General features: G+C 36.4%; 18 protein-coding genes and 1 tRNA gene. 12 read left to right on the top strand and 7 right to left on the bottom strand.

The window, feature by feature from the left end; genetic code table 11:
• Nucleotides 1–14: 14 nt before the first annotated feature.
• The 5 genes from A0F92_RS08300 (at nucleotide 15) to A0F92_RS08280 (ending at nucleotide 6,415) form a co-directional block, all read left to right on the top strand.
• A complete protein-coding gene (locus tag A0F92_RS08300) occupies nucleotides 15–362 on the top strand; it encodes a HesB/IscA family protein (RefSeq protein ID WP_068244146.1) in 348 nt (115 codons plus the stop codon).
• A 132-nt stretch (nucleotides 363–494) separates the two neighbouring features.
• Nucleotides 495–1,211, top strand: a complete 717-nt coding sequence (locus tag A0F92_RS08295; protein WP_253810288.1) for an ABC transporter permease — start codon at nucleotides 495–497, stop codon at nucleotides 1,209–1,211.
• Nucleotides 1,212–1,285: 74 nt separating this feature from the next.
• A complete protein-coding gene (gene gldG / locus A0F92_RS08290) occupies nucleotides 1,286–2,995 on the top strand; it encodes a gliding motility-associated ABC transporter substrate-binding protein GldG (RefSeq protein ID WP_068244139.1) in 1,710 nt (569 codons plus the stop codon).
• Nucleotides 2,996–2,999: 4 nt separating this feature from the next.
• Entirely contained in the window at nucleotides 3,000–3,956 is a 957-nt protein-coding gene (locus tag A0F92_RS08285; RefSeq protein WP_068244136.1) for a TerC/Alx family metal homeostasis membrane protein, read from the top strand.
• Entirely contained in the window at nucleotides 3,953–6,415 is a 2,463-nt protein-coding gene (locus tag A0F92_RS08280; protein WP_068244133.1) for a bifunctional UDP-N-acetylmuramoyl-tripeptide:D-alanyl-D-alanine ligase/alanine racemase, read from the top strand. Before A0F92_RS08285 ends, A0F92_RS08280 begins: the two co-directional genes overlap by 4 nt.
• A gap of 119 nt (nucleotides 6,416–6,534) precedes the next feature.
• Here A0F92_RS08280 and A0F92_RS08275 read toward each other — a convergent pair whose 3' ends face one another.
• Nucleotides 6,535–7,032 carry a hypothetical protein gene (locus A0F92_RS08275; RefSeq protein ID WP_068244131.1) on the bottom strand — a complete coding sequence of 166 codons (498 nt, stop codon included), beginning with the start codon at nucleotides 7,030–7,032 and terminating at the stop codon, nucleotides 6,535–6,537.
• A 214-nt stretch (nucleotides 7,033–7,246) separates the two neighbouring features.
• Here A0F92_RS08275 and A0F92_RS08270 point away from each other — a divergent pair.
• Both A0F92_RS08270 and tig read left to right on the top strand, forming a co-directional pair.
• A tRNA-Leu gene (locus A0F92_RS08270) sits at nucleotides 7,247–7,331 on the top strand.
• A 67-nt stretch (nucleotides 7,332–7,398) separates the two neighbouring features.
• Entirely contained in the window at nucleotides 7,399–8,766 is a 1,368-nt protein-coding gene (gene tig / locus A0F92_RS08265; protein ID WP_068244128.1) for a trigger factor, read from the top strand.
• Nucleotides 8,767–8,818: 52 nt separating this feature from the next.
• On the opposite strand, the gene A0F92_RS08260 is transcribed toward tig, so the two are convergent.
• Together A0F92_RS08260 and A0F92_RS08255 are read right to left on the bottom strand one after the other, a co-directional pair.
• Nucleotides 8,819–9,547, bottom strand: a complete 729-nt coding sequence (locus A0F92_RS08260; RefSeq protein ID WP_068244125.1) for a ferredoxin--NADP reductase — start codon at nucleotides 9,545–9,547, stop codon at nucleotides 8,819–8,821.
• Nucleotides 9,548–9,652: 105 nt separating this feature from the next.
• Nucleotides 9,653–13,405, bottom strand: a complete 3,753-nt coding sequence (locus A0F92_RS08255; RefSeq protein WP_068244122.1) for a S8 family serine peptidase — start codon at nucleotides 13,403–13,405, stop codon at nucleotides 9,653–9,655.
• Between the two features lie 67 nt (nucleotides 13,406–13,472).
• On the opposite strand from A0F92_RS08255, the gene A0F92_RS08250 reads away from it, so the two are divergent.
• The 4 genes from A0F92_RS08250 to A0F92_RS08235 all read left to right on the top strand — a co-directional run bounded on the left by A0F92_RS08250 (nucleotide 13,473) and on the right by A0F92_RS08235 (nucleotide 18,212).
• Entirely contained in the window at nucleotides 13,473–13,940 is a 468-nt protein-coding gene (locus A0F92_RS08250) for a hypothetical protein (RefSeq protein ID WP_167516934.1), read from the top strand.
• A 77-nt stretch (nucleotides 13,941–14,017) separates the two neighbouring features.
• Nucleotides 14,018–17,425, top strand: a complete 3,408-nt coding sequence (mfd, locus tag A0F92_RS08245) for a transcription-repair coupling factor (RefSeq protein ID WP_068244116.1) — start codon at nucleotides 14,018–14,020, stop codon at nucleotides 17,423–17,425.
• Nucleotides 17,426–17,664: 239 nt separating this feature from the next.
• Nucleotides 17,665–17,964 carry a hypothetical protein gene (locus A0F92_RS08240; protein ID WP_068244113.1) on the top strand — a complete coding sequence of 100 codons (300 nt, stop codon included), beginning with the start codon at nucleotides 17,665–17,667 and terminating at the stop codon, nucleotides 17,962–17,964.
• A complete protein-coding gene (locus tag A0F92_RS08235; protein ID WP_167516933.1) occupies nucleotides 17,961–18,212 on the top strand; it encodes a hypothetical protein in 252 nt (83 codons plus the stop codon). The genes A0F92_RS08240 and A0F92_RS08235 overlap by 4 nt, the downstream gene beginning before the upstream one ends.
• Nucleotides 18,213–18,288: 76 nt before the next feature.
• Here A0F92_RS08235 and A0F92_RS08230 read toward each other — a convergent pair whose 3' ends face one another.
• A complete protein-coding gene (locus tag A0F92_RS08230) occupies nucleotides 18,289–18,495 on the bottom strand; it encodes a hypothetical protein (protein WP_081298659.1) in 207 nt (68 codons plus the stop codon).
• Nucleotides 18,496–18,638: 143 nt separating this feature from the next.
• Nucleotides 18,639–20,618, bottom strand: coding sequence for a DNA topoisomerase (ATP-hydrolyzing) subunit B (gene gyrB / locus A0F92_RS08225; RefSeq protein ID WP_068244107.1), 1,980 nt, complete (start codon nucleotides 20,616–20,618; stop codon nucleotides 18,639–18,641).
• 241 nt (nucleotides 20,619–20,859) lie between these two features.
• Between gyrB and A0F92_RS08220 the strand changes: the two genes are divergently transcribed.
• Nucleotides 20,860–21,783, top strand: a complete 924-nt coding sequence (locus A0F92_RS08220) for a helix-turn-helix domain-containing protein (RefSeq protein ID WP_068244105.1) — start codon at nucleotides 20,860–20,862, stop codon at nucleotides 21,781–21,783.
• A 54-nt stretch (nucleotides 21,784–21,837) separates the two neighbouring features.
• Here the strand turns inward: A0F92_RS08220 and hemL are convergent, their stop codons facing one another.
• Complete coding sequence (hemL, locus tag A0F92_RS08215; protein ID WP_068244103.1) at nucleotides 21,838–23,130, bottom strand: glutamate-1-semialdehyde 2,1-aminomutase; 1,293 nt, start codon at nucleotides 23,128–23,130, stop codon at nucleotides 21,838–21,840.
• A gap of 38 nt (nucleotides 23,131–23,168) precedes the next feature.
• A complete protein-coding gene (locus A0F92_RS08210; protein ID WP_068244100.1) occupies nucleotides 23,169–23,465 on the bottom strand; it encodes a YciI family protein in 297 nt (98 codons plus the stop codon).
• Nucleotides 23,466–23,509 lie beyond the last annotated feature (44 nt).

Raw genomic sequence — 23,509 nt, 5'->3', positions numbered from 1 at the left:
AAATATTTTCAACTATGGTAGTAACTGATAATGCCATTCACATTAGTGAAAAAGCACGTGAAAAAGTGTTTGAATTGATGAAGGAATCCGGTAAGGACGCTGCTGCTTACTTTTTACGAGTAGGTGTAGTGGGGGGCGGCTGTTCCGGGTTAAGTTATAAAATGGATTTTGATAATGAAATTAAACCTGGTGATCAGGTTTTTGAAGACAATGGCCTGAAAATTGCAACAGATATTAAAAGTTTTTTATATTTAGTGAATACGGTATTGGAATATTCAGACGGATTGAACGGTAAAGGTTTTCATTTTAATAATCCTAATGCCAGCAGAAGCTGTGCCTGTGGCGAAAGTTTTGCGGTATAATTTTCATTGGAATACTTTTCTTGAAAGCTGCAATCAATTTCGGTTGCAGTTTTTTTTATTAATATACACACAATTTTTTCAAATTTCTGTTCTTCTAAACACTGTAACACTTAGTTTTGAATAGTTATGTGGATGATATGTAAAAAAGAATGGAATCAATTTTTCAGCAGTATTACTGCCTATGTTGCGTTGGTCATTTTTTTATTGTTGAACGGGTTGTTTCTTTTTGTATTTCCTGATTCAAGCATGCTTAATTTTGGTTATGCAACACTCAGTCCCTTTTTCGATTTTGTACCCTGGGTACTCCTTTTCTTGATACCCACCATTACCATGCGTAGTTTTGCTGATGAATATAAAACCGGCACCTTCGAGTTATTAAAAACATGGCCTGTTAAACCTTCCAGATTGGTTTTGGGAAAGTTTTTTGGAGCTATGCTCATTATACTTGCCGCATTATTACCAACCTTGGTATATGCCTTTTCATTGCAGTATTTAAGCAGTAGTGGCGGGTTAGATGTGGGCGCTACCATTGGCAGTTATATAGGCCTGCTGTTGCTTTGTGGCGTATTTGTATCCATTGGTATTGCTGCCAGCAGTTTTACTAATAATACAGTGGTAGCATTTATTGCCGGCGCATTTGTTTGTTTCATGCTCTATGCCGGTTTTGATGCATTGAGTAGGTTACCTGTATTTTCAGGTACACTTGATTATTATATAGAAATGTTGGGCATAAATTTTCACTATCAAAGTGTTAGTCGTGGTGTAATAGATACCAGAGATTTGGTTTATTTTTTTGTAATGAATAGTTTTTTCATGTTCATTACACAAAAAAATGTAATCAATAAATAAATATTCAGTACAATAGCCAAAAATGATTGCTGTCTGTTCATTCACAAGTATTTGTTCGAAATAAATAACAAAAAATGAAGCTTACTTCTTTACTTCAAAAAAAATATGGATGGGCAGTTTTGCTTATTTTTTTTGCCATACTTATTGTTTTATCTGCGCAAATACATACCCGTTTAGATCTTACTAAAGAAAAGAGATATTCATTAAGTCCTTCTACCAGGCAACTATTGGCCAATTTAAAGAGCGATATTGAAATACAGGTATTGCTAACCGGAAAGCTGAGTTCAGGATTCAGAAAGTTAAAAAATACAACCGGTGAATTATTAGAGAATTATCGATCTTACTCAAATGGTCATCTGCATTTTAGGTTTATTCAGCCGGGTAAGGGTTTACCCGATTCCATGAAAGTACAATTGTATGATAGTCTGGTGCGTATTGGCATCAAACCTTTTAATAATCAGTTACAGGAAAATGATGATGCACAAACCGAACGGCTTATATTTCCATCAGCAATTGTGCAATACAATGGCAAGATAATTCCAGTTGATTTAATGAGTGGAAAAAGTGGTATGGATGAAGAAAGCACTTTAAATTATTCGGAGGCATTGCTTGAATTTAAATTTGATGATGCTATTCAAAAAATAACCGCAACACAATTTCCAGTAGTAGCTTATGCAGTGGGCAATGGCGAACCGTTGAATCCTACAGTGAATGATTTATTTAACACCGTTCGCAATAATTTTCGCTTTGGAATATTTGATTTGCGAACCGGAATTTTAGATGCCGATACTATTAAAGCATTGCTGATTGTAAAACCGGAACAGGCATTTACGGAAGATGAAAAAATTAAAATTGATCAATATATCATGCAAGGTGGTAATGTGCTTTGGTTTATTGATAAGTTGTATGCAGAATTTGATAGTTTATTAAGGGCTAAAAGCGATTTTGTTGCTTATGATAAAGGATTGAATATCGATGATCAGTTGTTTAAATATGGTGTGCGTATTAATCCTGATTTGTTACAGGATTTAAATTCGGCCAAACAGCCATTGGTAGTGGGTAATATGGGTGGCCAGCCACAAATACAACGCATACTCTTTCCTTATTATCCATTGTTAAGCGCACCTGAAAATCATCCCATTTCACGAAATTTAGATCAGGTGTTAAGTGTATTTCCTTCTTCCATTGATACGGTTGAAGCGAATGGTATTAAAAAAACTGTTTTATTGGCCAGTGATACCAATAGCCGAAAATTAGGAACACCGGCAATTGTAAGTTTACGAAGTATTCGTTCTGAAAGAGATTTGCAGACATTTACCGACAGTAAGGTGCCGGTTGTGGTTTTATTGGAAGGTAAATTTAAATCGCTTTATGCCAATCGGTTTACAAAAGCTATGCAAGATTCGGTTGAAAAACTTACGGGGGTACCATTTATGCCAAAAGGCATAAAAGAAGCCCGGCTAATTGTGGCCAGTGATGCAGATATTGTAACCAATGTAGTTACACAATCTAATGGCCCACTTCCAATGGGCACACAACAATTTGAAAATTATCAATTTGCCAATCGTGAGTTTTTATTAAATTGTTTAGATTATTTGGTAGGAAACAGAGGTATTTTAGAAACCAGGAATAAAGAGTTTACTTTACGTTTATTAGATAAAAATAAAGTGAAAGCAAATAAAACATTTTGGCAGCTTATTAATATTATAGTGCCCATTTTAAGCATCATGTTATTGGGTACAATCATGCAATGGTATCGAAAAAAAACATATACTAATATTTAACTCAATGTATTCTAACGAAATTGTATATCTGGTTTTTGGAATTGTATTGGTTATTGCTTTGGTGGTTGATTTGGGTTTGATGAGTAAAAAAAATAAAGCAGTTTCCATACAGTCGGCTATTTATTTAACCCTGTTTTGGGTATTGCTGGCATTTGCATTTTTTGTTTTTATGTGGATGGAAGAAGGCCACAAAAAAGCAATTGAATACATCAGTGCATATTTTATGGAATGGAGCCTGAGTATTGATAATATTTTTGTGTTTATACTCATTTTCAATGCTTTTAAAATAAAGGAAGTATTTTATTCAAGAGTGCTGTTAATTGGCATTTTAATGGCCATTGTGCTTCGGGTTATTTTTATTACGGTTGGGATTGAACTGGTAGAACGCTTTCATTGGATTTTATATGTTTTTGGTGCGTTTTTAGTATATACCGGCATTAAAATGTTCACTGAAGATGATGAAAAGGAATTCAATCCGAAAGAAAATAAAATATATCACTTTCTACAGAAATTTTTGCCCCTCACACCTTCTGATGGGAATGGCCGTTTTATTATTCGCATAAACAATAAACCACAATATACCATTTTATTTGTTACAGTTGTAATGCTTGCTTCTGTAGATCTGGTATTTGCACTCGATTCTATTCCTGCCGTAATGGGCATCTCTCAAGATCGTATTATTATTTATACTTCTAATATTTTTGCCATACTTGGTTTACGTAGTTTATTTTTTCTGTTACGTGGTGCTGTAAACAAATTTGCTTATCTACAGCAAGGCATATCCATTGTGCTTATATTGATTGGCAGCAAAATGATTGGCGAAAAGTGGATTGATACCTTTTTAACCAAAAACGAGCAGGTGTTTATTTCTTTGTTGTTAATTATAGTTTGTATTGGCGGTTCTGTGTTGTATTCTATCTTCTATTCAAACAAACAACTGAAAAAAAATAAAACCTTGTGAGTTACCCGATTGATCAAATTGCAAAAATAATTAACGCTGCAGCTTCTATTCATACTACGGCTACTATTCGTTATTTGTTAACTGATACCCGGCTAATGATTGATGCAGAAGCTTCATTGTTTTTTGCTTTGGGCAATAACCCCAAAAGAAATGGGCACCAATTTATTGCAGCAGCTTATAAATCGGGAATAAGAAATTTTGTAGTGTCTCAACAATTCGATGCATCGTCTTATGCTGATGCCAATTTTTTAAAAGTAAGTAATACCTTATTGGCTTTACAGCAACTGGCGGCTTTTCATCGAAATCAATTTCATTACCCTGTTATTGGTATTACCGGCAGCAATGGTAAAACAATTGTAAAAGAATGGCTGCATCAATTATTGCAAAATGATTTCAATATTGTTCGCAGCCCAAGAAGCTATAACTCACAAATTGGCGTTCCATTAAGTGTGTGGCACATGGCGCCGCAACATCAGTTAGGCATATTCGAGGCGGGTATATCATTGCCGGGCGAAATGCAACATTTACAGCCCATTATTGCGCCCACAATTGGGATACTTACATCAATTGGCGATGCACATAATGAAGGCTTTGCATCCATACAAGAAAAAGTAAAGGAAAAATTAATTTTATTTCAGCAGGTTGAATGTTTCATTTATTGTGTGGATGATTTACCTGAGGGTACAATTATACCAAAGGTTCCGCTTTTTTCATGGGGAAATGATAGTAATGCAACCCTTAAAATTGTTCATCTTTCTTTCCAAACAAAACAAACACTTGTTGATTATGTATACAACGGCAGCGAGGGTAAGTTAGTTGTTCCTTTTTCTGATAAGGCTTCTGTTTATAATGTGATTACCTGTTTTTGCTGCATGTTATACATTAAATTGAATGTTGCCATTATCCAGGAACGCATTTTGCAGTTACAGCCTATTGAAATGCGGATGCAATTAAAAAAGGGGATACAGGATTGTACCATTATTAATGATAGTTATAGCAATGATATAGATTCTTTAGCCATAGCATTAGACTATTTGCAACAACAGGCAGCAGGCAGTAAAACAACGGTAATATTGTCTGATTTTTTGCAGACTGGTCTGCCAACTGAAACTTTGTATCAAAAGGTTGTTCATTTACTACAACAAAAGAAAATAAATAGATGCATTGCCATTGGTGAAAATGGTATGGCAAACAGAAAAATTTTAGAACAGGCAGCGCCGGAAACTTTTTTCTTTTTCGATACTTACCAATTCCTGAATGAATGGTTTCGATTTTCATTTCATGCTGAATTTATTTTATTAAAGGGAGCTCGTAAATATGCTTTTGAACAAATTGCAGTATTATTAGAACAGCAGGTACATCAAACCATATTAGAAGTGAATCTTACAGCACTTGCGCATAATTTAAGAGCATATCAGCAATTGCTGGCACCCGATACCAAAACCATGGCCATGGTAAAAGCCTTTGGTTATGGAAGTGGAAGTGTAGAGGTTGCAAAAGTTTTGCAGTTTTATGGTACCGATTATCTGGCGGTGGCATACATAGATGAAGGCGTTACATTACGCAAAGCCGGTATTGCTTTACCCATTATGGTGATGAATGTTGAGGAGAATGGATTCAATGCTATGATTGAACATAGCCTGGAACCGGAAATTTTTTCTTTTCAATTGTACAATAGCTTCCATCGTTTTTTATTAGAACAGGGTATTGAAAAATTTCCTGTTCATATTAAGGTTGATACGGGTATGCATAGGTTGGGGTTTGAAGTATCGGATGCAGAAAAATTAGCACACCTCCTTGTAACCAACAATACCATGTGGGTTAAGTCAGTTTTTTCCCATTTAGCTTCTGCTGAAAATCCTGATCATGATGCCTTTACTGCAGAGCAACATCGGCAATTTTTAAATTTCAGTAATACGTTTCAAAATATATTACATTATAAATTTATTCGCCATATTGCCAATTCTGCTGCCATTATCCGGCATCCCGGCATGCATCATGAAATGGTTCGTTTGGGTATAGGCTTATATGGGGTTAACAGTTCAAATGAGCAGGTCGTTTCTTTACAAACCGTTGCAGTGTTGAAAACCACCATAGCACAAATTAAACATTTACAACCGGGTGATAGTGTAGGGTATAACCGCACTGCTATTGTAACTGTACCAACTGTTATTGCCACCATTCGTATTGGCTATGCAGATGGTTTTAGTAAAAGGTTAAGTAATGGGGTTGGATTTGTGTATATTAATGGCTATCGTGCCCCTGTTATTGGTAGCGTTTGTATGGATATGACTATGGTGAATATTACCAATATTCCAAACGTTGAAGAAGGTGATAGTGTTGAAATTTTTGGGTTACATATTAAAGTAGAAGAAGTAGCAAAATGGTGCGTCACCATTCCATATGAAATTTTAACCGGTATTAGTCAGCGTGTAAAAAGAGTTTACCTCAACGAATAAAAAAGGCATTGCTTCTATTGAAACAATGCCCGTAAGGTAATCATAGAATTCATCTCTTAAAAAACCGGCCCAATCTTTCTCAACTTCTTATTCCTGCATCTACGGCCGGTTAATTTATTTTAGTTGGTGCCACCATTATAACCATTGTAATAGGTGGGTTGATTGTTATAACTGGTTGAGCCTTCTTTATAATAATTCTTTTTGGCATTGTTAATGGCCTGATCTCTTTCTAATTTTAATTCTCTTATAGTAGCCCTTCTTTCTCTTCCAGTCATACTGTCATCTGCACGGGCAGAATTTATTTTTTGCGCATAATCGTGCTGAATATCCATAATTTCCCGGTCTAATTTAGATGGCCTTGCCTGATAACCATATCCGTAATCATAGTATGGATATCCATAACCATACCAAGGCATTCCGAAACCATAACCAAAACCCAGACCAAAATAAGGATTATAAAGTGGGGCATAGCCACCGCCTACTATAACAGTGGTACGGCCTTTTCCACCTCCAAAATCATCCCTGTCTCTCATTCCGCCAAAATGTGGCCTAACTGTTGCTGCTGTAGCTCCTGTTACTAACAGTATTGCAAATACAGCTATTGATAATTTTTTCATGATCTTCATTTTTTGTTGTTCAGATATATGACTGTAAAAGATGCCTCAAATAACATGCTTGATGGTTAAAAATGCAGGTTATAACATTTATTTAAATATTCGCCGTTAAATGGCGCCCATAACACTACTTTTTAAAGCCTTTGATTGGCTTTTACAGTCTTAAAAATCAAACTTTCGGTTATTCGTTAAAAACCTTACTTTTGCGTCCCCAATTGCGGATGTGGCGAAATTGGCAGACGCACTAGACTTAGGATCTAGCGCCGCAAGGCATGTGGGTTCGACCCCCTCCATCCGCACCAATAGTACTCATTCCTCTTTTTTAAGGGGGATTTTTTTTAAATTGGTTTAACAATAAACAGCGCAATTATGGCAAATGTTACCAGAGAGAATCTGAGTGTTTTAAATGATAAAATCACCGTTACCCTTTCAAAAGAGGATTATTTTGAAGGGTTTGAAAAGAGCCTGAAAAAATATGCGAAAACTGCCAATATTCCCGGCTTTCGTAAAGGAATGATTCCGGCAGGTTTAATCAAAAAAATGTATGGGCAAAGTGTTTTTAGTGAGGAAGTACTGCGAAAAGTTGAAAAATCTTTACTCGATTTTTTAGAAAATGAGAAGCTGGAAATTTTTGCACAACCTCTCCCCTTAGAAAATGGCAGTCCGGCTTTAGATATGAATAATCTGGTTGATTATTCTTTTTCATTCGAAATTGGTTTAAAACCCGAAGTAGCTATTGACGTTGCAAAATTAAAAGTTACACAATACAAAGTAACCGTTACCGATGAAATGGTAGAGCAGGAAATAGACCGTTTACAGGTACGCAATGGAAAAATGACAGAACCGGAAACTGTTACCGGAGAAGACAATGTACTGAATGTAAAATTTGTTGAAACTGACAAAGAAGGAAACGAACTGGAAGGGGGTATTAGTAAAGAAAACTCGTTGCTGGTAAAATATTTTACTGAAAAATTCAGAAAGAATTTAATGGGTAAAAAAGCAGGTGATTCTGTTGACCTGCAATTGAAAAAAGCATTTGACGATAAAGAGTTGGACTTTATTTTGTCTGATCTTGGTTTAGAAAAAGGTAAGAAAGAAGATGAAAGCAAATATTTTAAACTACATATTACAAAAGTAGGGTTGGTAGAAAGACCTGAGTTAAATGAGGCTTTTTTTGAAACAGTTTATCCTGGAAAGGGCATTGTTACTATTGAAGAATTTAAAAAAGCTGTTCGAAATGAAATAGAAAATTATTATCAAGCTCAGGCATTAAATCAGGTACACGATCAAATTTATCATCAACTATTAGAGCATGCCAATTTTCAATTTCCCGATAATTTCTTAAAGCGTTGGTTACAGGTAAGCGGCGAAAGGCCAAAAACAACTGATGAAGTTGAGGCAGAATTTCCAACATTTAAAGAACAATTAAAATGGACTTTAATTAGTAACCAACTTACATTAGATAATAAAATTGAAGTGTTGCCGGATGATATTCGTACATTGGCTAAGCAACAATTATTGCAATATCTGGGCAGACAAATTAATATGGATGAAAATCAGCAATGGGTAGAAGATTACGCCAACAGAATGATGCAGGATAGAAAATTTATGGAAGACAGCTATCACAGAATTGCAACAGAAAAAATGTTTACTGCGGTTGCAGAAAAAGTGAATAAAACGGAAGAAGCAATCAGTGCAGAAGATTTTGCTGCCAAATTGCACCACCATCATCATTAATTGTATTTTAAATTTTGTATAAGGCTGTTTCATTATTTGAAGCAGCCTTTTTTTACCCATACAATTCCAGATGAATATCTTTACGATCGTATCCTAATGCTATAATTCTTTCTTTAGCTTCATCAATCATATTTTTCCATCCGCATAAATAAAAAGCAGCAGGCGGCTTTTCATTGGTTAATAATTGTTCGTACACACTGTGTACATATCCTGTATAGCATCCTTCTTCTGTTAAATCATCTTCTCTTGAAAAACATGCATGAAACTGAAAGCCCGGCTCATGCATGCTAAGCTTTCTTAATTCATTCAAATACAAACCATCGGTTTTTTTTCTGCAACCAAATATTAAATGAATGTTTTGGTGTGGTATTTTATGTTGATGCAGGTATTGAATCATTGAACGGAATGGAGCAATACCGGTACCTGTGCATATTAAAAATATATCTTTTTCAATTTTTCCCGGCAAAGTAAATTTACCCTGTGGGCCTCTCAACATAAATTCAGTGCCTACTGTAGCTTCATTAAACAAATAATTGGTACCAGCGCCACCTTCTAAAAAAACAATAATTAATTCAATAATATTGGTATCGTTAGGTGCTGAAGCAATAGAGTAACTGCGCCATCTTTTATTTTTCTGTTCATGTATGGGCAAATCTAATGTTACAAACTGGCCGGGTATAAAATCAAATTTTTCTACTTCCGGAATTTGAATAAAAAATTTTTTGGTAAATTTAGTTTCGGGTTCAATTGCAACAATAATACCCTTTTGCCAGGCTTGCATATTTTTCGTTTTTGCTAATATAGTAGTAAGTATCAAACAGATAGTTTTTTTACAAAAAAATACCCCGAAAAAAAATCAGGATATTTTTTAAATTGTATCGGTTAATTAATGAACTACCAATATTTTTTGATTATACACTTTGTCTTTCTGCTTTATTTGCAGAATATAAGTACCCGGAGCAAAGCTCGCTGAGCTGTATTGTTTATTAAAGATTCCAATATAGTTGCTGTATTGTTCATTCATCATTAATTGTCCTGCTTCATTAAACAAGGCAATATTTACAGGACCGAGCGTATTCATGGTAAATCGAATCGAGAAATTGCTGTTGGCCGGATTAGGTGTAACCTGTAAACCAATGGCTGAAGGATTCGCATTTTGAATAGCTGTAAATACATAGTTGAAGGTATTGGAACCTCTCTGACATCCTGATGAATCTGTTACAATTACAGCATAGCCGCCCGATTGTGATGGCTTAATGGAACGAGTAGTTGCACCTGTTATTGGGTTGTTGTTGAAATACCATTGGTTACCGTTGTTGCTACTGCTCATTAAACTATCACCCACTTGTGTAACGGTTGGTGCAGCAACGCTGCTTGCAACAATGGCCGTGCGTGGGCTGGTACAATCTGATGTGCTAACCCTTACATTATAAAAGAAGTAGTAGTAAGATTGTGGGTTTGATGCTGCAGGTACACTGTTGCCTGTAATCATAAACAAACCATTTATACCCATTGGGTAGATGGTGCCACTGATACCGCTGTTTCTAAAAATGCTGGCACCATTGCTGCATTGCATAATTAATGCATAATCTCCGGCAGCAGGTACCTGTAGGTTTAAATTAAAAATAGCACCGCTGTCGGCCGGATTATCACTACCCGGTAAAGTAGCAGGTGGTGTTGGATTTGTAGCCGCAACATTGAAGTTGATAACCTGAACAGGAATGTAAGTATAGCTTGAACCATCTGCACTTACAGTAAGATTACTGGCTAATGTAATTTGTATAGTACCTGCATTACCAATATACATTCTGGCAGTTTCTATAGCAAGGGGTGCATATGCATGAAATGTAACATAATTTCCGACAAAGGCATTATATCCTCCGGTGCCATATACTGTTTTATTGGCCGGACCAACTGTAACTTTGCTTCCGGTTTGTAAATAATAAGTGTTATTAGAAGGTATGGTACTGGTTGAAGTATTGGCTCCCACTGCAATAGGGCTTGTAGCGGTATTGGAGCTATACCATAAATAAGTACTGTTACTATTGGCATTGCTTGCTTTTAAATAAGCTGTATTAGTGCCGCAAATAGTAGCTGTACCAACAGGGGCAGCTGGTGCATTGGCTATTGCAATGGTTACTGTTTTAGTATTATCTGTTGTATCCTGATCAGCTGCATAAACAATTGTTGCATGAATTGTATAACTGGTGCCGGCAATTGTACTAAATGGTGTTTGAAATACATAAGTATCTGTACCACCGGCTGCTAATGTTAAAGGATATAGGCCAGATAAGTTGGCAATAACGGTAGCACCGTTGCTAACGGTAGCATTCAGTGTAAAATTGCTGGCGCTTACAGTGCCTTTATTTAAAATTTGAACTGTTAAATACTGGTTATTGGCTGCGCAAGCGCCTGCTGAAGGTGTAACAATCCCGGCTAAGGATAAATTATTGGCAGGTGCAATAAACTGAATACGGTAGTCCTGTGTTTCTCCATATCCATAATTACCACAAGGTTGTATAGTTGTAGAGTCTGTCGTTTCTACTGCTACAATGCGCATCAGGGTTAAATTATTGACAGGTAAATTTCCAGGTGTAGTAATGTTAGCGGTATAGGTTCCATTTCCGCTAGCTACAATGGCTGCTACTTGTTCACCGGGATCAGAAAAACTCCCGTTACTATTGTAATCAATATACACTTTCACCACTTTGGGATTATTGGTAGCATCTGAACTGTTTAAAACAATGCTAAAAGGAAGTGTTTGATTGGATTGAATTTTACCTGTAATATTGGTAAAGTTGCTATATGTTGTATTGGTGGTGGTATTTTTATTGTTGATGCCTGCAAAAGCCACACTGTCAATTCTGGTGCCAGTATTGTTGGTAGCAGATGAACTGCAATAGGCGGTTCCGCCAATGCCACTTACCAGTAACGAGAATGCCTGAGTACCTCTTTGTAAATTACCCTTATTGGTAATGGTAATGGTATAAAGTTGACCGGGTACGGCACTATCTACATTAATTTTTTCAACATTATCCAAGTAGTTGTCTCCCTTAGTTGCTGGAGCACTTGGAATAGCCGGATTTAAAACCCATGGTTTGTATACATTACTACCATTGCTAATACGCATGTCTAAATCATTTACCAAACGTGGGGTGGTATTGTTAACTGAGTTTGAGGGAGATAATGGCGTAATAGGAGGGTCTAACCAGCTTAATGTAGCCACTAAAGGCCCATTACCGGAAGCTACCACATTCATGGTATAAGGTACCGCATTACTCAATGTTTTTTCAATAATAGTATCAGAAACATGATTATATGAAGAGGTGATGACCGAAGAAGCTTTTAAAACATTTAATAAACCCCATCCAAACTGATAATCAGGTCCGGGAGCAGTGCCGGCTTCATTCGCAGTATGAACGGCTAAACCTCTTAATGTAGCTGACCGCATAAAACTACCCGGATGTAATTTGTTGTAATATTCTTGCAATAGATAAAGAGAGCCAGTGGCATTGGGTGCTGCCATTGAAGTACCGCTTTCTGTTTGATAGGCAGTAGTAGAAGTACTCCAGCTTGAGGTAACATTCACGCCATCGGCAACTACATCAGGTTTAATTCTGCCATCGCTGGTGGGGCCCCATGCACTGAAACTGCTCATTACCACATCACTGGGATAGTTATAACCAAGCGGAATACCATTTACCGCACCTACGGCTAAAATATTTTTGGCATCCTGTGTATAGGCAATAGAGCCATAATCGGGATTATTGGGAATTGATGCTGTTCTGTAAATAGATTTGTTGCTATTTCCGTTATATAAATATTTTGATCCTACTGCCGGCCCGTTTGAATTTCTGGAGTTACCTGCCGACATGCTGATTAAATAATAGGGTGCATTGTACGCAATAGAATCGAACATTTGCGCACTTTGATCATAATATCCAAAACCGTATGATTTGCTGGTACTAATGGTTGTATCGCCATACCAACTCCAATTGGTACCATCATAATTCCATCCGGCTAAAAAACCATACGAGTGGTTTGAAACCAATAAATTGGGTGAGGCTGCCATCATTTCAGACTGGTCATTACTAAAATCATACGCAATTAATTTCTGCGCATTAAATGCCATTCCTTTGGCAATTGGGTTAATACCAGTTGCGATTAAAGTTCCGGCTACGTGCGTAGCATGGTCGCTCAATGCAGCCGAATCGGGATTTACTATGCGTCCAATTAACTCTACATGGTTGGTTAAAGGAGTGCCACCATCCCACATAGCTAATTTACCCGCAACACCATTGGATGAGCCGGATAAGTTTAAATTAGAACTTCCCCCCGGCCAAAGCTGGTTGGCATTGGTAGTGGCAGCTGCAGTAGTATTATTAAAAGTGCTTAGATATAATGGATTACCTTTTTCATCTACACCCGCTAATGCAATTACTTTTCCGGTTGGCGTTACGCGTCTGATAAACCAGCCTTCCTGCTTTGCCAGTTGCAGGGCGCGCTGTAAATTATTGTTTTCTGAAATCCGGATGGCATCAGACAATTTTTGATATTCTTGCGGCGAACGGGTATTTTGTGCCAAAATATTGCTGACACTGAGCATTAAAATAATAGCAAGGTGTAATTTTTTGAACATAGTACAGTGTGTTAAGTGAACAGCTTAATTTTACTAAATTAGATACTTTAAACACTCAAAATGCTTTATGTATAAAAATCTTTTTCTCCTAATCGGTATAACTATGTTGTTAATGGGTTGTTTGTTTGAAAAGAAGGCAACATCCAACAAAAAAATTAAACAGGGAATTTCGGGATATGTTTTTCGTGTTGCAGGCAATCAAATGCCTGCCCCGAATGCACCTGCTCCGCAACCACAACCTTTATCAACCACCATTTATATTTACGAGCTAACCAATATAAAAGATGTTGAGCGCATCAACGAGTCGCCCATGTATACGGTTATTCATACCCGGTTGATTGATTCTACCTTATCTGATTCAAAAGGTGCTTTTGCTGTGTCATTACCCGCAGGCAGTTATTCTTTATTTGCCAAGGTAGATGGTCATTTTTATGCCAACAGTTATGATGAAAAAAACAATATACAATCCGTGTACGTGCAGCCCGATTCTGTTGCAACAATTACCCTACAAATTAGCAATAATGCTGTCTATTAAAAGCGTAAAGCAAACCATTGTTCAACTTTTTTTAGAAAATTCGGTGTGTTAAAATCGTACCTTTGCACTCTGTTTTTATGAATATAGGAGTGCTTTTGGATCAATTTAGAAATACCCCCCAGGTAAAAAACCTGTTGGAAAAACTAGTTGTTGCCCCAACTATAGAAGCACAAAAAATTTATCTTTCCGGTTTACATGGCAGCAGTCCGGAATGTATCATCAGCGCTTTATACCAACATTCCAATCTCGAAAATTATAACCACCTGATTGTATTAAGTGATGCAGAAGATGCTGCTTATTTTTTCAATGCAATAGAAAGCTTAACCAATGCATTAGATGTTTTTTATTTTCCCGCTTCATTTAAAGTAAGAAAGAATTTTAGATTGCTCAATGCTTCGCATGTAATGTTGCGAACTGAGATGTTGACCAAACTATCTGACGGAGGCAACAAAAAAATAATGGTAACCTATTCTGAAGCTTTGGCAGAAAAGGTTGTAAAACCAAATACCTTAAACAACAATACCATTTCCATCAAAACAAATGATACCATTCAGCCGGAAAGTTTAATGGAATTGTTGGTGATGTATGGTTTTGTACGCAACGATTTTGTATATGAACCCGGACAGTTTGCTTTAAGAGGCGGCATTCTCGATATTTATTCTTATGGTAATGAAAAACCTTATAGAATTGAGTTGTTTGGTAATGAGGTAGACAGTATCCGGATTTTTGATCCTGAAACGCAGCTTAGTGAGCGAAAACTATTGCAGGTAAGTATTATTCCCAATATTGAAACGCAATTTGATGAAGGAGAAAAAATTTCTTTACTTGAATTTCTAAGTGAAAATACCATTATTTGGTTAAAAGACTGGGATGTTATTCTAAATAAACTGGAGGTTCAGGAAGAAGAGCTGGGTATTTTCCTTCAGAAAAATAACGATGTAGGCTTTGTGCAGGAATTTGATGAAGAGGACACTAAAATTTTAAAAGGAATTGGTTTAAACGATTTTACACCCGCTGCTACCATTACCCGCCAAATTCAATACAAACACATGATTGAGTTTGGCTATGCACCACATTTTGCACAAACAACCATTCATTTTCAAACAGAAGAACAGCCTTCTTTTAATAGGCAATTTGATTTGTTGATGAAGAATCTCTCTGCATTTGAAACTGCAGGATATACTATTTATATTTTTTCTGATCAGTCAAAACAATTAGAGCGGTTACATAGTATTTTTTCTGACTTATCATCAATAATCAAATTCGTTCCTGTTCCCATTAGTATACATGAGGGTTTTATTGATCATGATTTAAAAGTGGTTTGTTATACTGACCACCAAATATTTCAACGTTACCATAAATATAAAATTAAACAAGCTTATAGTAAAAGTAAAGCGCTTACCTTAAAAACTTTACGTGAGTTGCAACCCGGCGATTATGTAACACATATCGATCATGGCGTAGGAATTTTTAGTGGCTTACAAAAAATTGAAGTAAATGGTAAATGGCAGGAAGCAGTACGAATTATATATAAGGATAATGATATTTTATATGTGAATATCAATTCACTGCATAAAATTTCTAAGTTTACCGGAAAAGAAGGTACCATTCCAAAAATTAATAAACTGGGAAGTGATGTTTGGAATAAACTAAAAGAAAAAACAAAAACCAAAGTAAAGGAACTGGCATTTGATTTAATTGGTTTATATGCAGAACGAAAAGCCAGACAAGGTTTCCAACATTCGCCGGATAACTATCTGAATACAGAATTAGAAGCATCCTTTATTTATGAAGATACACCCGACCAAAGTAAGGTAACAGCCGATGTAAAAAAAGATATGGAAAGTGCCAGCCCAATGGATAGGTTGGTTTGTGGTGATGTTGGATTTGGTAAAACAGAAGTAGCCATCAGAGCTGCATTTAAAAGTTGTGTAGATGGTAAACAGGCAGCTATTCTGGTACCTACTACTATACTTGCGTTTCAACATTATAAAACATTTAAAGAGCGTTTGAAAGATTTTCCGGTTACGGTTGATTTTGTAAACCGCTTTAAATCTTCCAAAGAAAAAAAAGAAACCCTTCAACGTGTAGCTGAAGGTAAAGTAGATATATTAATTGGCACACATGCCATTCTAAGTAAAGATGTAATATTTAAAGATCTTGGATTATTGGTAATTGATGAGGAGCAAAAGTTTGGTGTTGGACATAAAGAAAAATTAAAAACCCTCAAAACAAATGTAGATTGCTTAACACTAACGGCAACACCCATTCCACGAACGCTTCAGTTTTCACTAATGGGCGCCAGAGATTTAAGTGTAATTAATACCCCCCCGCCTAACCGCCAGCCCATTCAAACAGAAGTACACGTGTTTAATGAAGATTTTATTCGTGATGCCATATATTTTGAAACAGAACGTGGCGGCCAGGTTTTCTTTATTCACAACCGGGTGCAAGGCCTTTCTGAAATGGCTGCACTCATTCAAACATCATGCCCTGATTTAAGTATTGGATTTGCTCATGGGCAATTAGAAGGACATGAATTAGAAAAACGTATTCTGGATTTTATTGATAAAAAATATGATGTATTAGTTTGTACCAATATTGTGGAAAGTGGCGTAGATATACCTAACGTGAATACCATCATTGTAAACAATGCACATCATTTTGGATTAAGTGATTTGCACCAGTTACGCGGCAGGGTAGGACGAAGTAATAAAAAAGCATTCTGTTACCTGTTGGCACCACCCATGGCTACATTGCCAACCGATTCAAGAAAACGACTGCAAACTTTAGAACAGTTTAGCGATTTGGGCAGTGGTTTTCAAATTGCCATGCGAGATTTGGATATTCGTGGAGCAGGTAATATGCTGGGTGGTGAACAAAGTGGCTTTATAGCTGAAATTGGATTTGAAATGTATCAGAAAATTTTAGATGAAGCAATCCGCGAATTGAAGCGTAGCAGTTTTAAAGAATTATTTAAGGATGAAATTGCACAGCAGGATGATTATGTAAGTGATTGCACTATTGATACAGATTTGGAAATATTAATTCCGGATGACTATGTTTCAAACATTACCGAACGCCTTTCCTTATATACCCGATTGGACAACTGTGAAAATGAAGCTGATTTAATTGCCTTTAAAACTGAAATGGAAGACCGCTTTGGAAATTTACCACCACAGGTATCTGATTTATTTGATACCGTTAGAGCCAGATGGGCAGGTGTTGCATTGGGATTTGAAAAAATGACTTTAAAGGAGAATACTTTGCGTTGTTATTTTATCAATAAGCCAGACTCTCCATATTTTGAATCAGATTTATTTAAAAATATATTGAGCTATTTGCAAACAGGCACCAATAAAGCAAGGTTAAAGCAAGCCGGTAAAAACTTTTTATTAGTTGTAGAAGATGTTAACTCCATGCAAGCGATGTTGCGGTTTTTACAAAAAATGCAAGCGGCAACTGTGCCTGTTTCACTTTCTTAAAATTACCTATCTCAAATTATATTTTTCTTAACTCCATTTATGTAGGCAATCATCCATTCATCCACTTACTTCAGTATTGTTTTGTAGCAACTTTTCATTTTTGCCAAAATTATCCTGTATGAAATTTAAATTTACTATTGTCATTATTGGACTAATGGTATTGCTGGCAAGTTTGTAGTACAAACAAACCTTTTGTTAGCAAAAATGCAGCTAATATTCAGTTCAAATCAATTGCTATATTGCCTGTTCAGGTACAATTTACAGGTCAACTTCCCCACAATGTTGCTCAGGCACAAGTAGATAGTGCTGCTTTAAAAACGGGTTACACCTACCAGCAAACTGAGTTAGCTCATTTTCAGCGCTATGCCAAACCCCGGAAAAAATTCAATATGGCACAAATTCAAAGTCCGGATAAAACCAATGGACTTTTACGTTCGGCGGGTATAAGTGCAAATGATGCTTTTAACACCGACCCCGATGTTTTAGCAAAAATGTTAGGAGTAGATGCTGTGATAAAAATGAATGTTATTAGTAAATGATGAGCGATTTAGCATCGATGGGTATTGGTGCCGTACGTAATATAATTTTTTGGAGTACTCAAATGGATCCGGTGGTTGGTGGCAGTATTAGCAATAAAACCGCCGATGTATTTGCCAACTGTGTTTTAGTAAAAAATGGAGAAACACTTTGGTCAGCCGAATATCAAAAGCCTACCAATTGGCATATTTCAGGCACAGATGTAATGAATAAAATTACCCGAAAAATGGGGAAACGATTTCCGTTTTAGTTTGGTTTTAAAAGGTCAAAAAAAGGGTAACTTTCTTTAAGGAAAGCTGCCCTTTTCATGTAATTAGGTATAAGTATTAAAATCCTTTTTTGGCAACACCATCTGCAATAGCTTGTAAAGCTTTTGCTTCACTCAAAATGGCAGCCATTTTATTGCCTTTTCCATCATTGCCACTGGCCATATAACCACCTCTTGCAGTTTTAGTAATTACGGCATCGTGCATGGGAACATTTTTTTCTTTTGTTTTTAAGCAGTATGCTTTAATCATTTTAGATGTATCCATTGTTTTTTTGTTTTAATATTCTCAAAAAATGAGAATGGATTAGTAAATAAGTTTTGATTCTGCTAACACAAACTACAATTATTTTTTGGTTTGTGAAACTTGTTCTCGTGTAAAACACGCATTATTTTATAAAACATAGCATTTTATGCATCAATACGGGCATAACGGGCATGTGTTTCAATAAATTCTCTACGGGGCGCCACTTCATCACCCATTAGCATACTGAATATTCTGTCTGCTTCAGCGGCACTTTCAATGGTTACCTTTTTCAGTGTTCGGCGGCTGGGGTCCATGGTGGTTTCCCATAATTGTTCTGCATTCATTTCACCCAAACCTTTGTAACGTTGAATGGTAACACTGTCTTCTTTGCCCCCACCTAATTTTTCAATCCATGCTTTTCGTTGTTCTTCGCTATAGGCATAGGCTTGTTCTTTGCCTTTTTTAATCAGGTATAATGGGGGTTGTGCAATGTAAACATACCCATGTTCTACCAATTCTTTCATATAACGGTATACAAAAGTTAAAATTAATGTGGCAATATGCGAACCATCTACGTCCGCATCAGTCATAATAATTAATTTATGGTAACGTAGTTTGGTAAGGTTCAATTGTTTGGGATCATCGGGTGTTCCTACGGTTACGCCTAAAGCCGTGTACATATTTCTAATTTCTTCGTTCTCGTAAATTTTATGTTCCATTGCTTTTTCAACGTTCAAAATTTTACCACGTAAAGGTAAAATGGCCTGATAGCTTCTGTCGCGGCCTTGTTTGGCAGTACCGCCGGCTGAATCTCCCTCTACTAAGTATAATTCACATTTTTCAGGATCGCGTTCAGAACAATCTGCTAATTTGCCCGGTAGGCCACCCCCGCTTAAAACGGTTTTGCGTTGTACCAAATCACGTGCTTTTTTTGCTGCCACTCTGGCTTGGGCAGCCAGAATAATTTTTGAAACTACATTTTTTGCTTCTCTGGGATTTTCCTCCAAATAGGCTTGTAATGCTTTTGCTACAGTAGTTTGAACAATACCTGAAACTTCACTATTGCCTAATTTTGTTTTGGTTTGTCCCTCAAATTGTGGTTCAGGTACTTTTACGGATATAATTGCACTCAGACCTTCTCTAAAATCATCTCCTTCTACTTCTACTTTGGCTTTTTCAAACAAACCTTCTTTATCGCCATAACTTTTAAACACACGTGTTAAAGCTTGTCTGAAGCCTGTTACATGTGTACCACCCTCAATGGTATTAATGTTATTAACGTATGAAAAAATATGTTCTTTAAAATCATTGTTATAAGTCATGGCTACTTCAACCGCTACATTCGTTGCTTCGTCGTGTCCTTCAAAAAACAAAGTTTTAGAAATGAGGGGTGTTCTTTTTCCTATTTCATCCAGCATTTCCACAAATTCTACAATACCACCCTCACTGTAAAAATTTTTGCTGTAATAGGAGCCGTCTTCATTATTTTCTCTTAAATCGTTCAGGGTAATGCTGATTTTTCTGTTTAGAAAAGCCAATTCACGTAAACGGCTTTCTAATATTTCCCGTTTAAAAACTGATTCCTGAAAAATGGTTAAATCGGGCCAAAAATGCACATTGGTGCCGGTTTTATCACTAAGGCCGACTTCTCTAACGGGGTATTGTGGCACACCAATTTTATATTCTTGTTCAAATATTTTGCCTTCTCTTTGAACGGTAACTATGAGTTTTGAGCTTAATGCATTTACGCAACTAACCCCAACGCCATGCAATCCGCCGGAAACTTTGTAGGTGTTTTTATCAAATTTTCCACCGGCATGTAAAACAGTCATTACCACTTCTAAAGCACTTCTTTTTTCTTTGGTATGCATAGCAGTAGGAATACCACGGCCATCATCTTTTACACTGATGGAATTGTCTTCATGAATGGTAACTTCAATGTTTTTGCAGTAACCAGCCAGGGCTTCATCTATTGAGTTATCTACCACTTCGTAAACCAGATGATGCAGACCTTTAACGCCAATATCGCCAATGTACATGGCGGGTCTTTTTCTAACTGCTTCTAATCCTTCTAAAACCTGTATGCTATCTGCGCCGTAGTTTTTATTTTGGGCATCTGTAATCAATTGTTGTGCTTCACTCATAAATATCTAATAACTATTGTGTTTAAACGAATATTTCGGGGTGGGCGAAGATAATGATTTTAAGGGCTAGAATGGCATAAAATGCAGGTATTTATCCACTATTTACCCGATGTTGAATTGAATTGGTCCAAAACAGTTTTTTTGCCCAAAATAACTGGCATTTATGTATGTTTTTTATGAAAGTATTGTTTTACAGTTTTGTGACTGAATTTTAAATGTATATACATACTTTTGCAATGATATGATGCAGGTTTTAGATATTCTAAAAGTAGCCCATAAAAATGGGATTGAGCCAAGCATGGATTTGTTGTACCAGAAAGCCCAGCATATTCCGGGATCTATTCAGTATGATATTAGAAGATATTATGCACAACATCCTTGGGTGGCAGAAGATACCGGTATGATGGTATATCATTATGATGAAGCCCGACCTGATAAGAACTATTTGGAACTTCGTTTTTGTACCACCGGTAATCGGTATTGCGAAGAAAGAAGTTGTTCTTTATGCAGCCAGCTACCTACCGAAAGTTGTGATGGGAAAATACAAACGGTAGATGTTTTTACTTTTCATTTTACAGCAACTTTTTTATATCAGTTTACGCATAATGTAAAATTAAATAATCGGAAGGATGAAGTTTTGGCTTTTAAACATCCCCATGCTTTCACCAAAATTTTTACAGTTTGCAATAAAAAACGTAATATTTTAGACGGTTTGTTAAACCACAGTTATACCGGCGCTTTAGAGAACATATTTGTGAATGCAAAAATTCATGAATTATTGTTATATAGTTTAGATTGTTTGGTGGATGAAAAAGAAGAAGGTTTTTCTTGTAAATTTTTATCAGATCAACGGAGCAAGGAACAAATTTATCAGGCACGAGATCTTTTATTGCAACACATTGGCGATCCTATTACCATAAAAGAATTGAGTCGTAAAGTTGCCATGAATGAATGTTACCTGAAAAAAGGATTTAAAGAAATTTTTGGTACAACCATTTTTGATTTTTATCAGCAACAAAGAATGGAACATGCAAAATACCTTTTATACGAGAAGGGGTTGAGTGTTACAGATGTATCGGCTTTGTTGGGCTATTCTTCCATATCACATTTTTCTGCTGCATTTAAAAAGCATACCGGATTAAAACCTTGTGATTTATTAAAATAACTGATAAGCCCCCGATTTTTAAAAAAGCAACCCGACGAAACGGGTTGCTTTTTTTTATTGAATTATCTCTTGTAAACTTTCTTTGCTGGCTTTTATGGTTGCATCTAAATCCTGGTAGGTAAGTGCATTATTCAAAAACCAGCTCTCAAAAGGGGATGGTGGTAAATATATTCCTCTTTTAAGCATTGCGTGAAAGTATTGCTTAAATAATTCATTGTTGGCTGCTGCGGCAGTTTCAAAATTTGTTACGGGCTGCTTGCTAAAATGCACACTGATCATAGAACCTAAACGATTAATGATAAAAGGTATTTTAGAAGCAGTAAATACTTCCTGCAGCCCTTGATGCAAATAAGCCGTTTTGTCATCTAACTCCTGATATATGGAAGGATTATTTTTTAATTCATTTAATAATGTATAACCCGCAATCATTGCAATAGGATTGCCGCTTAATGTTCCGGCCTGGTATACATTTCCCAACGGCGCAATGTGTTGCATGATTTCTTTTTTACCTCCAAAAGCGCCTACCGGCATACCTGCACCAATTACTTTTCCATAGGTAATTAAATCAGCGTCAATGCCTAACCGCTCTTGTGCGCCACCGGGGGCCAACCGAAAGCCGGTCATTACTTCATCAAAAATGAGTACGATATGATTATCGGTACAAATTTTTCGTAATCCTTCCAGAAATCCTTTTTCAGGAAGGATGCAACCCATATTGCCTGCAACGGGTTCTACAATAATGGCGGCTATTTCATTTGGATTTGCTTCAACTAATTTTTTTACGGCATTTAAATCGTTGTAGGCGCAGGTTAACGTATCGGAGCTAACACCTGCAGGAATACCCGGTACGGTTTGTATATTAAATGTGGCCACGCCGCTGCCTGCTTTTACCAAAAATGCATCTGCATGTCCATGATAATTTCCTTCAAATTTGATGAATTTATTTTTGCCGGTATAACCCCTAGCCAATCGTAGTGCACTCATGCAGGCTTCTGTACCGCTACTCACCATTCTAATTAAGTCAACATTAGGTGCCATGCTTGTAATGAGTTCAGCCATTTCAATTTCTAAAGCTGTGGGCGCACCAAACGATGTTGAATCTACTGCCTTCTCTTGTATGGCTTTAATAACCGGCTTGTAAGCGTGACCTAATATCATCGGGCCCCATGAAGCAATATAATCGATGTATTGATGATTGTCTTCATCAAATAAATAAGCGCCTTTTGCTTTTTTTATAAACAAGGGTGTACCACCTACGTTTTTAAAAGCCCTAACCGGCGAGTTTACCCCACCGGGTATACTTTTCTGTGCACGTTCAAACAATTGTTGGCTAGTTTCTATTTGCATAAAATTTTCTTTTTTCTCAATAATGCTATTTGCTTCGGCTACTCATTTTCTTCTAACATAGCTGTAAATGCTTTTATTGCTTTGGTTGGCTTAAATTCTATGATATTCCACTCTGCCAGTTTGTTAACATAAAATGGATCTTCAGCCATAATTTGTTCTATTGTTTTTCTACTATCTGCATTTGCCAAAATGATTCCACCGGTGCGTGGTTCTTTTCTGCCGGAGGCAATAAAATTGCCGGACTGATAATATTTTTCCAGAAAAGCAATATGGGCTTCCATATGCTGATCAATTAAATTAGTGGATACTTTGTAAGTAATATCTACAATAAACATAAAGTTGTTTTTAAGTGTACAAATTGAATTACTATTGTTTTGGA

The organism is Hydrotalea flava, from assembly GCF_001623405.1.
GTDB lineage: Bacteria > Bacteroidota > Bacteroidia > Chitinophagales > Chitinophagaceae > Hydrotalea > Hydrotalea flava.
This window is presented reverse-complemented; position numbering and strand designations above follow the sequence as displayed.

Excerpts from the sequence above, each read along its gene's own strand:
- A0F92_RS08300 (WP_068244146.1), top strand. The coding sequence starts at position 15 with ATGGTAGTAACTGATAATGCCATTCACATTAGTGAAAAAGCACGTGAA.
- A0F92_RS08295 (WP_253810288.1), top strand. The coding sequence starts at position 495 with ATGATATGTAAAAAAGAATGGAATCAATTTTTCAGCAGTATTACTGCC.
- gldG (WP_068244139.1), top strand. The coding sequence starts at position 1,286 with ATGAAGCTTACTTCTTTACTTCAAAAAAAATATGGATGGGCAGTTTTG.
- A0F92_RS08285 (WP_068244136.1), top strand. The coding sequence starts at position 3,000 with ATGTATTCTAACGAAATTGTATATCTGGTTTTTGGAATTGTATTGGTT.
- A0F92_RS08275 (WP_068244131.1), bottom strand. The coding sequence starts at position 7,032 with ATGAAAAAATTATCAATAGCTGTATTTGCAATACTGTTAGTAACAGGA.
- tig (WP_068244128.1), top strand. The coding sequence starts at position 7,399 with ATGGCAAATGTTACCAGAGAGAATCTGAGTGTTTTAAATGATAAAATC.
- A0F92_RS08260 (WP_068244125.1), bottom strand. The coding sequence starts at position 9,547 with ATGCAAGCCTGGCAAAAGGGTATTATTGTTGCAATTGAACCCGAAACT.
- A0F92_RS08255 (WP_068244122.1), bottom strand. The coding sequence starts at position 13,405 with ATGTTCAAAAAATTACACCTTGCTATTATTTTAATGCTCAGTGTCAGC.
- A0F92_RS08250 (WP_167516934.1), top strand. The coding sequence starts at position 13,473 with ATGTATAAAAATCTTTTTCTCCTAATCGGTATAACTATGTTGTTAATG.
- mfd (WP_068244116.1), top strand. The coding sequence starts at position 14,018 with ATGAATATAGGAGTGCTTTTGGATCAATTTAGAAATACCCCCCAGGTA.
- A0F92_RS08235 (WP_167516933.1), top strand. The coding sequence starts at position 17,961 with ATGATGAGCGATTTAGCATCGATGGGTATTGGTGCCGTACGTAATATA.
- A0F92_RS08230 (WP_081298659.1), bottom strand. The coding sequence starts at position 18,495 with ATGGATACATCTAAAATGATTAAAGCATACTGCTTAAAAACAAAAGAA.
- gyrB (WP_068244107.1), bottom strand. The coding sequence starts at position 20,618 with ATGAGTGAAGCACAACAATTGATTACAGATGCCCAAAATAAAAACTAC.
- A0F92_RS08220 (WP_068244105.1), top strand. The coding sequence starts at position 20,860 with ATGATGCAGGTTTTAGATATTCTAAAAGTAGCCCATAAAAATGGGATT.
- hemL (WP_068244103.1), bottom strand. The coding sequence starts at position 23,130 with ATGCAAATAGAAACTAGCCAACAATTGTTTGAACGTGCACAGAAAAGT.
- A0F92_RS08210 (WP_068244100.1), bottom strand. The coding sequence starts at position 23,465 with ATGTTTATTGTAGATATTACTTACAAAGTATCCACTAATTTAATTGAT.